This is a genomic window from Streptosporangium sp. NPDC002544, from assembly GCF_040295965.1.
Classification (GTDB): Bacteria; Actinomycetota; Actinomycetes; order Streptosporangiales; family Streptosporangiaceae; genus Streptosporangium.
This window is the reverse complement of sequence record NZ_JBEOWJ010000048.1, coordinates 33,688-48,763: the sequence shown is the minus strand read 5'-3', so window position 1 is coordinate 48,763 and position 15,076 is coordinate 33,688. Positions and strand designations below refer to the sequence as shown.

Genomic DNA, 15,076 nt, shown 5'->3' with positions numbered 1-15,076 from the left:
AGGGCTTACGGGGGAGATCATCTATGCATAGTTGATTATGGGGTGATACGTCTATTTCCTGTGACCCGACGATTCCACGAGCTCGACGCGCTCCGCGGCTTCGCGGTGTGCGGGATCATGCTGGTCAACACCTGGCAGCACACCCGCGACCACCTGAGGAACCCAGGCCAGAACGCGGTCGACTGGGTGATCGACAACCTGCTGCAGAGCAGGTTCTATCCGATCTTCTCGTTCCTGTTCGGGCTGAGTTTCGTCCTCTTCCTCCAGTCGGCGGCCGAGCGGACCGAGAGCCCCCGGGCCGTGCTGCTGCGCAGGCTGGCGGTGCTCGCGGCGCTGGGCGCGCTCCACCAGATCGTCAACCCCGGCGAGGTGCTCCTGCCGTACGCGATCTTCGGGGCGCTGATCCTGCTGCCCGCCTCGTTCTTCCCGCAGCCCGCGGTGGTACTGCTGGGCGTCGCCCTCACCGCCTGGGCGGTACACCAGGGCGGCGGGGTGATCCTCATCCCCGGGCTGTTCGTGCTGGGCATGGCCATGATGCAGCGGCCGCCGCCCGAGTGGCTGCTGCCGTTCGCGTTCGCGGCGAGCGTGGTGCTGGGCGTGGCGCTCACCTGGCTCTGGGTACGCATCGCGGGCGACCCCGTCCTCTTCAACCGGGCCGTCTACCCGGCCGCCGGGCTCGCCGCCGCCACGGCCTACTGCACCGGGTTGCTGCTTCTGCTGCGGACCCGGCTGCGTGACCCGCTGCTGGCGGCTCTGGCGCCGCTCGGCCGGATGGCGCTGACCAACTACCTGATGAGCACACCGATCATCCTGCTCTTCCTGCCACTGCTCACCTCGGATGCGACCCGGCTGGCCGGTGTGGCGCTCTCGGTCGCCGTCCTGGTGTTTCAGGTACTGTTCAGCCGGGCGTGGCTGGCCAGATTCAGGTACGGACCGCTGGAATGGGCGTGGCGGAGCCTCACGTGGATGGAACGAGTGCCGAACCGACGGATAGGGTCACACCCGTGACGCGCATCGCCCTCTGCCAGATCCCGGTCTCGGAAGACCCCGCCGCCAACCTCGATCGTGCCCGCACGGCCCTCGGCGAGGCCGCCGCGGGCGGCGCCGAGCTGGCGATCTTCCCGGAGGCCACGCTCACCCGGTACGGCAGGAGAATCACCGACCTCGCCCAGCCGCTGGACGGACCGTTCGTCACCGGGCTGGCCGAAGCCGCACGGGAGCACGGCCTTTCGGTGATCGCGGGGGTGTTCGAGCCCGGTGATCACCGGGTCCACAACACCGCGGTCGCCATCGGCCCCACCGGCTCGATCGAGGCGGCCTACCGGAAGATCCACCTGTTCGACTCCTTCGGCGCCCGCGAATCCGAGCTGGTCGCGCCGGGCGACACGCCGGTCGTGGTGGAGCTGGCCGGGCTCCGGGTGGGCCTGGTCACCTGCTATGACATCCGCTTCCCCGAGCTGACCAGAGCCCTGGTGGACGCCGGGGCCGAGTTGTTCGCGGTGATCGCCGCGTGGGGTTCCGGGCCGATGAAGGAGGAGCACTGGACCACCCTCGTCAGGGCCCGGGCGATCGAGAACACCACCTGGGTCGCGGCCGTGGGCCAGGCGCCGAATCCGGAGGCCCGCGACAACTTCGGGATCGGACGGAGCATGCTGGTCGACCCGATGGGGGTGGTACGCACCGATATGGGCCCCGAACCCGGCGTACAGATATGCGAATTCGACTCCCAGATCACGATTGCCACCCGGAATGCCCTGCCGTGCCTGGAACACCGGCGACTCCGGGCCGGTGGATCGTAAAATGCCGACCGTGAGTGATCCACCTGGGCGTAGAACGCAGATGCAGAAGGTCATACCTCCTCGGCTGCTCGTGCCCTATCTGGCCGGCAGACGCACCGTGATCTCCGGATACGTATACCGGGTTCAGGACTGCGCGCGGCTGACCACCCCCGCTCAGCTCTTCGCCGGTCTCGACCTGGGGTTCGACGGCTCGGAGCTGACCGCCACCGTCCCGGAGATCTATCTGATGCGCTGGTACGCCCGCGACATGGACGCCTACGTCGTGCCGTACGGCCCGCACATGGGCGGTGACTGGAACGATTCACCGCCCTTCGCCGGGAACGGCTTCACCACCTCGCGGGATCACGTCGTGCCGCAGTTCCACACCACGCCCATGCCGATCCCCGCCGGGGCCGAGATCATCCACGTGACCGACGGCGAGGAGCGCCTCTTCGGCCGCTACGACGGCCTGAGCTGGCGGCCCGCCTCATGAGCGCCGAGATCGAGCCGGTGGCCTCGGGGTTCGCCGCCCACTACTCCGGCCGGACGTACGCCGCCGCCCTCGGCCCGGGTACCACCGAGGTGGTGCTGTTCAACGAGGAGGCCCGGCCGGGCTTCGAGGCGGCCTCCGGCTACTGGCGGCTGGTCGTCGCGCGCGAGGACCTCGACTGGCTGGTGCTGGTCCGCACCGTCGGCGCGTTCGGCGGTGAGCCCTGCCTGGTCCTTGACGTCTCCGAGGAGAACGGTGAGGAGAGCCTGCACATCGCCTACACCGGGCACAGCGGGGTGAAGGCCGAGGCCCTGGGCTACTGGATGGTCGACCACGGGGCGTACGAGGTGGTCGTCCCCCGCGACGAGGTCTTCTCCGTACGGATCGAGCGCCTGCCGGTCCCGCTCACCCCGGTGCTCTCGGAGCCGTGACCCCCCTCGCGCCTGACATCCCGCCTGAGGGCTCCCAGGTGACCTGCCACGACGCGCGGCCGGGGTGGAGACCCGCCGCCGTCCCGCCGCCGCCGCCCGCTCAGCCCACGCCGAGCCGGCGGTAGCGGGAGAGCCTGGCGGCGAGGCGGTCCGCGGGGGGCTGCCCCAGCAGGGTCGCGATCTCGTACTCCAGTGCCCGCGAGACCCGGCGGCAGAACGCCTCCGGCTCGTAGGCGGCGTCGGGGAACTCCGGGATGATCCGGTCGACGAGGCCGTCCCGGCGCAGGTCCGTGGATCTCACCCCCTGGGCCTCGGCGATCTCCGGGGCGAAGTCGACACTCCGGTACAGCAGCGCCGACGCTCCCTCCGGGGAGAGCGGCGACAGCCAGCCGTGCTGGGCACAGAGCACCCGGTCGGCGGGGAGCAGCGCGAGGGCGGCGCCGCCCGCGCCCTCCCCCAGCAGCAGGCAGACGGTCGGGGCGTCGAGCATCACCAGGTCGGCCACGGAGCGGGCGATCTCGGCGGCCAGGCCGCCCTCCTCCGCCGCCCTGGAGAGCGCGGCCCCGGCGGTGTCGATCACGGTGACCAGTGGCAACCCCAGCTCGGAGGCCAGGCGCATCCCCCTCCTGGCGACCCGGAGCCCGGCCGGGCCGAGCGGGGCGTCGATCCGCTGGTGCCGCCGGTCCTGGCCGAGCACGACCGCGGGGACCTCGCCGAACCTGGCCAGGGCGAGGATCAGCCCGGGATCGTGCTCGCCCTCACCGGTGCCGTTGAGCGAGGTGGCCTCGGAGGCTCCGAGCTTGAGCAGTGCCCGCACGCCGGGGCGGTCGTCGCGGCGGGAGCGGCTGATCGCGTCCCACGCCTGGACCACCGGGATCCACTCGTCCGGCTCGGGACCCGGATCCAGCCCCTCACGGGGGGCGCACAGCACGGCGAGCACCCGGATGGCGACCCGCCGGGCGTCCTCGGCCGACACCACGGCGTCGACCAGGCCGTGGGCGAAGAGGTTCTCGGCGACCTGAACACCCTCGGGAAACGGGTAGCCGTGCAGCGCCTCGAACACCCTCGGCCCCAGGAACCCGATCAGCGCGCCCGGCTCGGCCGCGGTGACGTGCCCCAGCGAGCCCCAGGAGGCGAAGACGCCACCGGTGGTGGGATGGCGCAGGTAGACGACGTACGGCAGGCCCGCGGCGCGGTGCGCGGCCACGGCGGCGGTGACCTTCACCATCTGGACGAAGGCCATCGCGCCCTCCTGCATCCGGGTGCCGCCCGAGGCGGGGGCCGCCAGCAGCGGGAGCCGCTCGGCGGTGGCCCGCTCGATCGCGGCGGTGAGCCGCTCGGCGGCGGCCACCCCGATCGAGCCGGCCAGGAAGGAGAACTCGCACGCGACGATCGCCACCCGGCGCCCGTCGAGCAGGCCCTCCCCGGAGACCACCGCCTCGTCGTATCCCGTCCTGGCCCGGATCGCGGCCAGCTCCTCGGCGTATCCCGGGTTGGTCGGGGAGGGGTCGGCGGGCGGCTCGTCCCACGAGAGCCAGGTACCGGGATCGAGGAAGGTGTCGATCAGGGTCCGCGCGTCGGGCCGCGCCGGGGTCATATCCGCGCTCCGCGGGGGATCCGCCTTCCTGTCATCGTTCACGTTCCTCCAGCCAGGCGAGGACCTCGTCGTTGTGCTCGCCGAGGGCGGGCGGGGCGGTATGGCGCATGGGAAGGTCGCCGTCGAAGCGGAGCGGCGGTCCCGGCAGCTCGATGGTGCCGAGCACGGGGTGGTCGACCTCGACGACCAGCCCCTGGGAACGGGTCTGCTCCCAGGCGTAGACCTCGTCGATGGACCTGATCGCCCCGGCGGGCACCCCGGCCTCGCCGAGCGCGGCCAGCCAGTGCGCCCTGTCGTGCTTGGTGAGCCTCCGCTCCATGTCCGCGATCAGCTCGTCCCGATGCGCAAACCTTTCCCTGTTCGTGGCATATTTCGCGATATCTGGATCTATCTCCAGCAGGGTGGCGACCTTGCGCCACTGCGTGTCGTTCGCCACCGCGATCTGGATCATGCCGTCGGCGCAGTGGAAGGCCCCGTACGGGGCGATGGAGGCGTGGTGGTTACCGTTGGCGACGGGCACCTGGCCGCCGACGGTCCAGGCCGTGCCGTGGTAGGAGTGCACCCCGGTCACCGCGGCCAGCAGCGAGGTCCGCACGACCTTGCCCCGCCCGGTCCGCTCCCGCTCGTACAGCGCGGCCAGCACGCCGTAGGCGCCGTGGATGCCGCCGAGCAGGTCCGCGATCGAGGCGCCCACCCGGTACGGCTCGTCGGCGGACGGGCCGGTCAGGCTCATCAGCCCGGCCTCGCCCTGCGCGATCTGGTCGTACCCCGGCCTGCCGCCCTCCGGGCCGTCATGGCCGAAGCCGGTGATCGACAGGATGACCAGGCGGGGGTTGAGCTCGTGCAACCGCTCGACGGGGAAGCCCAGCCGGTCCAGGACGCCGGTACGGAAGTTCTCCACCAGCACATCGCTCTGCCGCACCAGGCGCTCGATCAGCGCCTTGCCCTCGGCGGACTTGAGGTCGAGGGTGATCGACTGTTTGTTCCGGTTGGCCGCCAGGAAATAAGTAGAAATATCACCATCAGGGCCTACGAACGGTGGGCCCCAGCCCCGGGACTCGTCACCTCCCCCGGGATGTTCCACCTTGATCACCCGAGCACCCAGATCGCCGAGCATCTGCGTGGCGTGCGGACCCGCGAGCGCACGAGAGAGATCGAGAACGACGATGTCGCCGAGTGCTCCCTGCAAGATCAACCTCCGATGCGTGGCGGCCGGACCCGGCCGGAGGAGCGCTTCCTCCGTTCCCGGCCCGCTTGCCATGAGACTGGCACGATACCCGGATGAGGGAATCCCATGATCCCCCATACCAGTACCCGGCGGGACGCGCGGGGTGAGATCATCAGGAAAACTCCGGCCGGAGCGGAGCATTACCGCGGCCGTGTCCCCAGCAGGTGGCCCACCTCGTTGAAGACCTCGGGCCTGGTTCCGCGCCACACCGAGACCGAGGCGTTGCCGACCGGGCCGAACGCCTCGACGGAGTCGATCGGGACATCCTCGATCACGTGCTTGAACATCAGCACGACCGAGTCGTGCGCGACGACGAGAACCCGGCGCCCGGCGTGCCCGGCACGCAGTTCCTCGACCACCTCGCGTATCCGACCGGCGACATCGGGGAAACTCTCCCCCTCCGGGGGCCGGAAGCCGCCGTACAGGCGTGCCACCAGGTTCTCCGACTCACCGGGAAACCTCTCCCTGAGCGCGAGCAGGTTCATCCCCGACCAACGTCCCATGTCATGGTCCCTGAGCCTCGGCTCCAGCCGGATCTCGGGGTTCACACCCAGCTCGGCGGCGACCAGCTCCCAGGTCTGCACGGTCCTGCGGTACGGCGAGCACAGCACGAGTTCCGGCGGATCCCCTGCCGCCAGGTGCCGCCCCAGCTCGGTGGCCTGCTCCCTGCCGAGCGGGGTCAGCTCGGCCTCGGAGTCCGGGCGTTCCAGGACGACCGCCCGGCCCGCGCGGAAGGCCTCCTCGAAGGCCACGTTGGACTCGCTCTGACCATGTCGTACCACAGTGATCGTCAGCGGCATTCCCTCATGAAAACGCCTTCTCGCTCAGCGGGCAAGGAGCGCCGGGCACGGAACGAGCCGGGGCCCGCACCCTTCGAAGGATGCGGGCCCCGGCCCTTGCCGTGCTGGTGCTACGTCAGACCGGAACGATGTTCTCGGCCTGCGGGCCCTTCTGGCCCTGCGTGACGTCGAAGGAGACCTTCTGGCCCTCCTGCAGCTCACGGTAGCCCTGGGCGGCGATGTTGGAGTAGTGAGCGAAGACGTCGGCGCCGCCGCCGTCCTGCTCGATGAAGCCGAAGCCCTTTTCCGAGTTGAACCACTTCACGGTTCCCGTAGCCATAACCTTCTCCTTCGATAGGGGGCAGAGCCGGAATCCGCACCGCGCGGATCCCGCGTCGCCGCGATGAGCCCATCCGGAGATGACCGGGAAAACAAAAATGCACCTGACGGATGACCTTCAGGTGCACACAGAGTTTCATGGGTACCACAACCGCAACTACCCATAGTTTAGCACCACCACGACCCGGCACACGAACTCGCCGGGCCCCTCCTCCGGCGTGCTGCCGGGGGAGGGGAAAGCCGATCGCCAGGACGGGCCGGCCGTGGTCCTCACGGCCGTCGTGGCGGGGTGTCTCTCATCTCCCGAGCGACCTGATACGGACCGTGAGGCGAGGCCGGGGGTGACCCTCCGCCGGGGCTCTCGGCGCGGAACGCCGATGCGGGCGGTACCCGAGGAGGACACCCGCTCGGCTACCTGAAGTCCACCTCCGCGTGCGGCAGGCCGCCCGACAGGGAGGGGAAGCCAGGGCCCCGGTCGAAGAAGGGCGCGTCGTCGGTGACCAGGGCGCGGAGTTCCGCGCGGCGGATCTCGGTCGCCTCGGCGTCCACCTGGGGATCGTCCTGCGAGCCGGACAGGATGACCCCGTAGTCGTCGCGGGCGCCGTCGGCCGAGACCTTGCCGTCGCGGACGTCGGCGGCCACCAGGGCGGGGTCGCGGTCCAGCGGAGAACCCCAGCCGCCACCGCCGGTGGTGCGGACCCGGATGATCTCGCCCGCGCGGACCGGCGAGTCGTCCACCAGGCCCTCCATCTCCGTCCCGTCGATCTCCACGACGAAGGGTTTTCCGGCCCGGCCGCCGTTCACCCCCCAGCAGGACAGGATCGAGCGGTCGGCGATGGACATGAACGAGGCGTCGCGGAGCATCCGCAGGTGTTTGTCGTAGCCGAGACCGCCCCGGTAGAGGCCGGGGCCGCCGGAGTCGCGGGCCAGGCCGAGCCGCTCGACCCGGAAGGGCCAGCGGGACTCGGCGAACTCGACCGGGATGTTGCGCGAGTCGGGCACCACGTGGATGGTGTCCTCCCCGTCCGCGTACCACCGGCCGCCCGAACCGCCGCCGAGGACCTCGCGCATCAGGTACGGGGTGCCGTCGAGGCCGTCGCCGTAGACGCCGGTGTAGCGGATGGTCTCCTGGTCGGCGGGCATCCGGCCGCCGGTCGCCTTGGCCAGCACCCCGGCCAGCACGCCCAGCAGGCGCAGGATCACGAAGGTACGGGCGTTGGTGGGGGCCGGGAAGATCGGGGTGAGCAGGGTGCCCTTCTCCGGGAACCGCATCTCGATGAGGGGCACGACGCCCTCGTTGACGTCCAGCTCGGCCATCCGCTCGGGGGTGTCGGCCAGGTTGCGCAGGATCGGCGCCAGCCACTTCTTCAGGAACACCCCGTCGGCGTAGTCGCCCGCGTGGTTGATCGGCCCCTTGGCCTGCGGCGAGGTGCCGGTGAAGTCCATGACCAGCGGCACCTGGGCCGAATGGTCGACGGTGAGGGTCATCCGCTGGGTGTGCAGGCGGGGGGAGTCCACGCCGTCGTGCTCGGCGTAGTCCTCCCACACGTGGGTGCCCTCGGGGATCTTGGCCAGCAGTTCCCTGCGGAACGTCTCGGTGGTGTTGGAGATGATCGCGTCGAAGCACGCCTCGACCGCCTCGCGCCCGTACCGGTCGAACAGCTCGCCCAGCCGCCGCGCGCCCATCAGGCAGGCCGAGCACTCGGCGTCCAGGTCTCCGGCCAGCGAGTCGGGCATCCGTGAGTTCCGGGTCATGATGGTGAGCGCCGCCCGGTTGGGCACGCCCTCGTCCCACAGCTTGATCGGCGGGACCATCAGCCCCTCCTCGAACACGCTGCGCGCGTTGCTCGGCATGGAGCCGGGCACGCCCCCGCCGATGTCGTCGTGGTGGCCGAACGCCTGCACGAAGGCGACGACCTCCCCGCCGTGGAAGACCGGGACCGTCACGCACAGGTCGGGCAGGTGCCCGATGCCCCCCTCGGACAGGTAGACGTCGTTGTGGAAGAACACGTCGCCGGGCTTCATCTCGGCGGTCGGGAAGTCCCTGACGATCGGCTGGACCAGCGCCGAGTAGGACCTGCCGGTCAGCTTGCGCAGCCGTACGTCGTGGATGCCCGCGCGGAAGTCGTGCGCGTCGCGGATCATGGGCGAGCGGGCGGTACGGGCGATGGCCGTCTCGACCTCCATCTCCACGGACGCGAGCGTTCCCTCGACGATCTCCACCAGCACCGGGTCTGCCGCGCTCGTCGATTCAGCCGTTGTCGTTCGCTGCACGGCGCACCTCCAGGTTTCCGAACTCGTCCATGGTCGCGGTGAAGCCGGGGTGAACCGGCAGGGTGGAGCCGTACTCCTCGATGACCGCGGGACCGCTGATCTCCGCTCCGGCCGCCAGGTCGGCGCGGCGGTGGATCGGGGTGCTGCCCCACTCGTCGTAACAGACCTCGCGGAAGGCGACCGGCTCGGGCCGGCTCGTACCGTGCGGCCGGCGTCCGATGGCGGGGCGGGTGATCGGGCCGATACCGGAGACCCGGAGGTTGACCCACTCGACGCCGTGCCGGGGGTCGTCACGGTAGCCGTACCCGTAGAGCTTGTGGTGCTCGGTGTGGAAGCGGTCCAGCACCTCGGCCCGCCACGCCTCGTCCAGCGGTCCGGCCGGGGCCATCACCCTGACCTCGTAGGCCTGGCCGTAGTAGCGCAGGTCGGCGCTTCGCGCGTAGACGTGCGCCTCTCCGGCGAAGCCCTCGCGGTCCAGGGCCGAGGCCGCCTGTCCCTCCAGCTCACCGAAGATCTCCGCGGCGGCCGCGAGCGAGAGGTCGCGGGTGACGAAGGTGCGCACGTAGTCGTTCTTGACGTCCACGGTGAGCAGCCCGAACGCCGAGACGTTGCCGGGGTCGGGCGGGACGATCACCGAGGGCAGGCCGAGGATGTCGATGAGCCTGCAGACCAGTAGCGGTCCCGAGCCGCCGAAGGCGACCATGGGGAAGTCGCGCACGTCCAGGCCGCGCTTGACGGTGATCTGGCGGATGGCGTTCGACTGGTTGAACGCGCTGATCTCCAGGATGCCCGCCGCGGTCCGTTCGGGAGTCAGTCCGATCTTGCCCGCGAGCGCCTCGATTCCCTGCCGGGCGGCGTCGGCGTCGAGCGGGATCTCCCCGCCGAGCAGGTGCGCCGGAACCCGGCCGAGGAAGACGTGCGCGTCGGTGACGGTGACCTCGGTGCCGCCCCGGCCGTAGCAGAGCGGCCCCGGGTCGGCCCCCGCGGACTTGGGCCCGACCTTCAGCGTGCCCTCCGGGGAGATCCACGCGATGGAGCCGCCGCCCGCGCCGACGGTCACGATGTCGATCATCGGGATCTTGCAGGGGTAGCGGCCGATGCTGCCCTCGGTGGTCAGCGACGGCTCCCCGTCGACGACCACCGCGACGTCGGTGGAGGTGCCGCCGCCGTCCAGGGTGATCACCGAAGGGTGCCCGGCGGTGGCGGCGATCAGCGCGGCGCCGAGCGCGCCCGCGGCCGGTCCGGAGAGCACCGTGGTGATCGGCTGGTGCACCACCTCGGCCGCGGAGAGCACGCCGCCGTTGCTCTTCATGACGGAGAACGGCAGGCCCTCGCCCGCACGCGCGGCCCCCGTCTCGCCCTCCTGGCCGTCCGCCTCCAGCCGTTCGGCCAGGTTGGCGATATAGCGGCGCATCGTCGGTTTGACCGCGGCGTCGACCAGCGTGGTGACCGAGCGCTCGTACTCGCGGTACTCGCGCAGCACGTCGCACGAGATCGAGACGACGGCATCCGGGTGCTCCCGTTCCAGGACCTCCCGCATGCGCAGTTCGTGGGCGGGGTTGGCGTACGAGTGCAGGAAGCAGACGCCGATCGCGGTGATGCCGCGATCACGGAACCACCGGGCCGCCTCGACGGCCCGCTCCTCGTCGAACGGCCGCACCTCGGCCCCGGTGTGGTCCAGGCGCCCGCCGACGGTCCTGACCCGGTGCACCGGGACGATGCGGGGCGGCTTCACCCAGAAGTAGGAGTTGCCGTAGCCGTCGGGCACGCTCTGGCGGGCGATCTCCAGGATGAACTCGAAGCCCTCGGTGGTGACGAAGCCCAGGTCGGCGATACGGTCCTCAAGGAGTTGGTTGGTGGCGACCGTGGTGCCGTGCACCACCGCCGACACGGCTTCCAGGGTCACCTCCTCGGCCCCGGCCGCCTTTCTGAGGACCTTCCATACCCCCTCCATGAACCCGTCGGCCGGGTTGGCGGGGGTGGAGGGAGTCTTGGTCGTGGTGATCTCACCGGTCTGCTCGTCCACCGCGACCACGTCTGTGAACGTGCCCCCGGTGTCGACCCCGATACGGACGCTGCGCATGCCCCCGTGTCTACCCAGTCCCGGCGAATCCGCAAATCGGCGGACCCTGCCGAAGCTACGGCCGATCCTTGGGCAGTGTTGGCGGGAGCGGAGGGGTCAGTACCGGTGGACGTCCGGGACCGCAGGAGCCGGACCCTGCCGCGGAGACGCGAAAGGCCGGCCCTGCCGGAGGTCGTCCGGAGGCCGGCCCCGCTGGAGGTCCGCGGTGCCTGTTCTAGCGGCGCCGGGGACCCATGGTGGTGTTGATCACCGAGTCGGCGTCGTGCGCGTGGACCTTGGCGGCGAGGCGGATGGCGATCTCGTTCGTACGGCGCAGCTCGGCCTCGACCCTGTCCTTGCCGGACTGGCCGATCTGCACGCCGAAGTAGGCGCCGATGATCGCACCCGAGACGCCGACGAGCCCGGCGAACGGCGCGGTCGTGTCACCCCCGCGCAGCGTGATCACCGCGAAGCCGATCAGGATGACCACGAGCCCCACGATGACGACGTAGAACCCGTACCGCCAGCGAGCCGCCTCGGCCTGGGCGGCGACGGCCTCGTCCTCGCTCATCATCGCCGCGAGCGCCACCGGTATCTCCGCGGTCTCCGCGGAGGGGCCGGAGGTCAGGGTGGCCGGGGTCTTGCCGAGAGGTGGAACGGTCTTGTTGGTGGTCGTCACTGGTTCTCCCACTTTCCGATATGCCAAAGGGAATCTCCCACGCTTTTCACGGTCAAGCCAAGTCAAGCCCAGTCAGGCTATGCCAGCCAGGGACCACCCACTCCTACCAGCAGATCTTCCCTCCAAACCCCCTCGTACCTCCCGTCTTTCGCCCTCGGTCGCAGACCATGACCTTTCAGGCGGATGTCCGAGGATGGACCGTTACAAAACATGAAGATCACGATCTGTGTTCGGAACGTGGAAACCATGATCGGATGCGGTAGAAGACTTTCATCACCTCCCCCTCTTCTCTTGAGGTATCCGTGACAAAGCTCTTCCGGCTTCTCCTGGCCCCGCTGTCCGCCGCCGCCCTCCTCCTCACCGCCTTCACGAGCCCTGCCCGCGCCGACACCGACCCGCTGCTCGCCGCCCAGTGGCAGATCGCCTGGAACACCTACAGGTTCTACGAGTGCCTGACCGCCCCCCTGCCGATAACGGGAAGGAAGCAGGTCAAGCGTGATGTCTCCATCGAGATCAACGCCCCGGTGCAGCACGTGTTCGACGCCTACTCCAATATCAACAACCATCTGGGCATGCACTCGTTCCTGAAGCGGGTCGTCACGCACGCGGATTGGAACGAGCCAGGAACGCGCTACGTCAACTTCACCGCGGTCGAGGAGATCCCGGTCGCCGGGCTGCCGGTCACCAGCGACACGCATGCGCAGCAGCGCGTCCACCGCGACGACCTCTACTACGAGACCGACACCTGGACGCTGCCGAACGTCGTCACGCACCAGAAGATCGTCTTCACCGACCTGGGCGACGGGCGGACGCGGGTCACCGAGCACCTCACCTTCGAGGCGAGCATCCTGCTCATCGACTTCACCGTGACCAACGGCGTCTCCTCCCACCAGGCGACGCAGGCGGGCCTGAAGGCGGCGATCGAGAGCGGCCTGCTCTGATCGTGAGGATGTAGGTGAACGCCTCCCGATGGGGTCCGGCCCTTGCGCCGACCGACCGCCGACCGACCACGGCGTCCTCGACGGGATCTGTCGACTCCATCCGGGAGGCGTTCGTCCGCACTCACCGGCCGATGGGGCTCACCCGCCGGGCGAGCCCCATCGACTCCCCGGCACCACGGGGATCGTACGGTCAACGAAAGCGACAAACCGGTCACCAGGGGTGGAGATCGCTGACCGCGTCAGAAGTACTAGGCTGGCGCCCCGTGACCGAAACGTCTGCCCTCTCCGCCGTTCCCGCCGTCTCCCGGGACGGGGTGCTGCGCTTCTACTTCGGCCCGATGGACTGCGGCAAGTCCACCCTGGCCCTGCAGATGAACTACAACCACGGCCGTCAGGGCAGGCGCGGCCTGGTGCTCACCAAACACGACCGCTCGGGCAGCGCGCAGGTCACCAGCCGGATCGGCCTGGGCAGCGAGGCCGTCGAGGTCGACGACGACCTGGATCTGGTGGCCCTGGTCCGCGCGCACCAGCCCATCGACTACGTCATCTGCGACGAGGCGTGCTTCTACACGGTCGCCCAGATCGAGCAGCTCGCCGACCTCACCGACGACTACGGCATCGATGTCTACGCCTTCGGCCTGGCCTCGGACTTCCGCTCGCGGATGTTCCCCGCCGCCCAGCGGCTCTTCGAGCTGGCCGACGAGATCAACCGCCTCCAGGTCGAGGTCCTGTGCTGGTGCGGACGCCCCGGGCGCCTGAACGCCCGGGTGGTCGGCGGCAGCATGACCCGTACCGGTGAGCAGGTGGTCATCGGCGACACCGGCGCCGCTCCGATCCGCTACCAGGTGCTGTGCCGCCGCCACCACCGCTCCGGCGAGCTCGGCCTGCCCGGTCTTCCCGGCTGACCTCCCCCTCGCGGGCCCGGCGTCGTCAGACGGCGCAGTACCCCTCGTCGTCGCAGGCGTCCCCGCCGGTCTGGGCGGCCTTGACCGCCCTGGCGGCCGGTGACTGCCCGGTGCGCTCGGCGACCTCTTCGAGGGCGGCGAGCAGGGTGTCCTCGGGCTGGGCGCCGGAGACGGCGAACTGGCCCTCGAACAGGAAGAGCGGCACCGAGCTGACGCCGATGGCGCGGGCCCGGGCCAGTTCCTCCCGCACCGCCGCCGCGCCGTCCTCACCGTCGAGGTCCGCCCGTACGCCGAGCTCCCCGGCCAGCTTGGCGAGCACCTCGCGCGAGCCGACGTCGAGACCGTCGGTGAAGTGAGCCCGGAAGAGCGCGTACAGCGCCTCCTCCCCCTTGCCCTGCTCTCCGGCGAGCCGGATGAGGCGGTGCGCGTCGAAGGTGTTGGCCTGGATCGCGTGGTCGAAGTCCAGCACCAGCCCGTCCTCCGCGGCGACCCCGCCCACCCTCCCGAACATCTGCGCGGCCTGCTCGGCCCCGCCGAACTTCTTCGCGGCCCAGGTGAGCGTGAGCTCGCCGTTGGACTTCGCGTCCGGCATGAGCTGGAACGGTCTGAACTCGACCTCCACCTCCCCGCCCTTGGCCCGGTAGCGCTCGACGGCGCGGGCGAAGCGGGCGTGGCCGATGTAGCACCAGGGACAGACGACGTCTGAGTAGATTTCAACCTTCACGTACCGCTGTAACCGGTGCGGAGGGCCGCTCATTCCGCGGTGTCGCCCGCGGCCGCGCGGCCACGTGGCACCCGGTGAGACGGAGGTCAGTACGGCAGCCGCCTGCCCGCCGGAGTCCGCAGGTCCAGAGTGAGCCGGGCGGCGGAGCGTGACCGCTTGCGGAGGTGGACCCGACGCATCGTCATCCGACCTTTTCGGGCTGCCGGTCGCCGGTCGGCTGCCATGCCCCGGGCGCCGGGACCGGGACGGAAAAGAGCCGCCGGGGCGCCGTCCCCCGGTGCGGGGACGGGTCGGCGGCCATAGCGGCGGCTGGAGCGGCGAACGCTCTCATGCCGCCCCGACGCAGTGGCTGTGATGGGCGGGAATATCGCGATGGGCGGGAATGCTACGTCCGTCGGGCATAAGCTCCCCGGTGTCATCGAAGACCACCACGCCGTTGCAGAGCAGCCCCCACCCCTGCTCCGGGTGAGAGACCAGGAGACGCGCCGCCTCATGGTCAAAAGCGTCCGCGGACGGACAGGGGGGTATGTGCTGGCACACGGTCTTGCTCCGATCTTGATTGTCTGCGGGAAGGACTCCCGGCTCAGCGGGAGACGGCGCGGACGACCTTCCCGGCCGACCTCGCATCGGCTTCACGGAATCTCGCCTTCGCCTCCGCGCCGGCACTTCGTGCGCTCCAACGCGACCAGGTTCTGGTGGGCGGCTCCGGTGGCGACCACGGACTCCCCCGCCGGCGTCACCGCGTCCGTCTGTCCGATGACCCGAACATGACGCGGGATCTTCTAGCGGCGTTCCCTGAGCAAACAAGTTGTTAATTTGTCGCCTTCTTGGTGCTAATTAACCTTTGTC

At 70.1% G+C, this 15,076-nt stretch carries 15 protein-coding genes; 6 read left to right on the top strand and 9 right to left on the bottom strand.

What is annotated here, in order from left to right; all coding sequences use genetic code 11:
* Positions 1-60 precede the first annotated feature (60 nt).
* The 4 genes from ABT061_RS43755 to ABT061_RS43740 are packed head-to-tail and all read left to right on the top strand — an operon-like array spanning position 61 to position 2,699.
* Complete coding sequence (locus ABT061_RS43755) at positions 61-1,008, top strand: DUF418 domain-containing protein (RefSeq protein ID WP_350929505.1); 948 nt, start codon at positions 61-63, stop codon at positions 1,006-1,008.
* Complete coding sequence (locus ABT061_RS43750) at positions 1,005-1,799, top strand: carbon-nitrogen hydrolase family protein (protein WP_350929503.1); 795 nt, start codon at positions 1,005-1,007, stop codon at positions 1,797-1,799. The genes ABT061_RS43755 and ABT061_RS43750 overlap by 4 nt, the downstream gene beginning before the upstream one ends.
* 10 nt (positions 1,800-1,809) lie before the next feature.
* Positions 1,810-2,271 carry a hypothetical protein gene (locus ABT061_RS43745; RefSeq protein ID WP_245651881.1) on the top strand — a complete coding sequence of 154 codons (462 nt, stop codon included), beginning with the start codon at positions 1,810-1,812 and terminating at the stop codon, positions 2,269-2,271.
* Positions 2,268-2,699 (top strand): hypothetical protein, encoded by a 432-nt coding sequence (locus ABT061_RS43740; RefSeq protein WP_350929501.1) that lies wholly within the window; start codon positions 2,268-2,270, stop codon positions 2,697-2,699. The genes ABT061_RS43745 and ABT061_RS43740 overlap by 4 nt, the downstream gene beginning before the upstream one ends.
* 100 nt (positions 2,700-2,799) lie before the next feature.
* Here ABT061_RS43740 and ABT061_RS43735 read toward each other — a convergent pair whose 3' ends face one another.
* The 7 genes from ABT061_RS43735 to ABT061_RS43705 all read right to left on the bottom strand — a co-directional run bounded on the left by ABT061_RS43735 (position 2,800) and on the right by ABT061_RS43705 (position 11,657).
* Complete coding sequence (locus tag ABT061_RS43735) at positions 2,800-4,296, bottom strand: carboxyl transferase domain-containing protein (protein WP_350929499.1); 1,497 nt, start codon at positions 4,294-4,296, stop codon at positions 2,800-2,802.
* 31 nt (positions 4,297-4,327) lie between these two features.
* The gene (locus ABT061_RS43730; RefSeq protein ID WP_350929497.1) at positions 4,328-5,485 is read right to left on the bottom strand and encodes a CaiB/BaiF CoA transferase family protein; all 1,158 of its coding nucleotides are present in this window, start codon (positions 5,483-5,485) and stop codon (positions 4,328-4,330) included.
* Positions 5,486-5,664: 179 nt separating this feature from the next.
* A complete protein-coding gene (locus ABT061_RS43725; protein ID WP_350929495.1) occupies positions 5,665-6,324 on the bottom strand; it encodes a histidine phosphatase family protein in 660 nt (219 codons plus the stop codon).
* A gap of 115 nt (positions 6,325-6,439) precedes the next feature.
* Positions 6,440-6,643, bottom strand: a complete 204-nt coding sequence (locus ABT061_RS43720) for a cold-shock protein (RefSeq protein WP_350929493.1) — start codon at positions 6,641-6,643, stop codon at positions 6,440-6,442.
* A gap of 410 nt (positions 6,644-7,053) precedes the next feature.
* Positions 7,054-8,916, bottom strand: coding sequence for a hydantoinase B/oxoprolinase family protein (locus tag ABT061_RS43715; protein WP_350929491.1), 1,863 nt, complete (start codon positions 8,914-8,916; stop codon positions 7,054-7,056).
* Positions 8,894-10,999 (bottom strand): hydantoinase/oxoprolinase family protein, encoded by a 2,106-nt coding sequence (locus tag ABT061_RS43710; RefSeq protein ID WP_350929489.1) that lies wholly within the window; start codon positions 10,997-10,999, stop codon positions 8,894-8,896. Before ABT061_RS43710 ends, ABT061_RS43715 begins: the two co-directional genes overlap by 23 nt.
* Before the next feature lie 214 nt (positions 11,000-11,213).
* A complete protein-coding gene (locus ABT061_RS43705) occupies positions 11,214-11,657 on the bottom strand; it encodes a hypothetical protein (RefSeq protein ID WP_350929487.1) in 444 nt (147 codons plus the stop codon).
* Positions 11,658-11,959: 302 nt separating this feature from the next.
* Here ABT061_RS43705 and ABT061_RS43700 point away from each other — a divergent pair, with 302 nt between their 5' ends.
* Both ABT061_RS43700 and ABT061_RS43695 read left to right on the top strand, forming a co-directional pair.
* Positions 11,960-12,598, top strand: a complete 639-nt coding sequence (locus ABT061_RS43700) for an SRPBCC family protein (RefSeq protein ID WP_350929484.1) — start codon at positions 11,960-11,962, stop codon at positions 12,596-12,598.
* 263 nt (positions 12,599-12,861) lie between these two features.
* A complete protein-coding gene (locus ABT061_RS43695) occupies positions 12,862-13,503 on the top strand; it encodes a thymidine kinase (protein WP_350929482.1) in 642 nt (213 codons plus the stop codon).
* Positions 13,504-13,528: 25 nt separating this feature from the next.
* On the opposite strand, the gene ABT061_RS43690 is transcribed toward ABT061_RS43695, so the two are convergent.
* Both ABT061_RS43690 and ABT061_RS43685 read right to left on the bottom strand, forming a co-directional pair.
* Positions 13,529-14,227: a DsbA family oxidoreductase gene (locus ABT061_RS43690; protein ID WP_350929480.1), complete on the bottom strand. Its 699-nt coding sequence runs from the start codon at positions 14,225-14,227 to the stop codon at positions 13,529-13,531.
* 327 nt (positions 14,228-14,554) lie between these two features.
* Positions 14,555-14,767, bottom strand: coding sequence for a DUF5999 family protein (locus ABT061_RS43685; RefSeq protein ID WP_350929478.1), 213 nt, complete (start codon positions 14,765-14,767; stop codon positions 14,555-14,557).
* Positions 14,768-15,076 lie beyond the last annotated feature (309 nt).

Coding starts and splice junctions, on each gene's coding strand:
- ABT061_RS43735 (WP_350929499.1), bottom strand. CDS start 4,296: ATGACCCCGGCGCGGCCCGACGCGCGGACCCTGATCGACACCTTCCTC.
- ABT061_RS43725 (WP_350929495.1), bottom strand. CDS start 6,324: ATGCCGCTGACGATCACTGTGGTACGACATGGTCAGAGCGAGTCCAAC.
- ABT061_RS43710 (WP_350929489.1), bottom strand. CDS start 10,999: ATGCGCAGCGTCCGTATCGGGGTCGACACCGGGGGCACGTTCACAGAC.
- ABT061_RS43720 (WP_350929493.1), bottom strand. CDS start 6,643: ATGGCTACGGGAACCGTGAAGTGGTTCAACTCGGAAAAGGGCTTCGGC.
- ABT061_RS43740 (WP_350929501.1), top strand. CDS start 2,268: ATGAGCGCCGAGATCGAGCCGGTGGCCTCGGGGTTCGCCGCCCACTAC.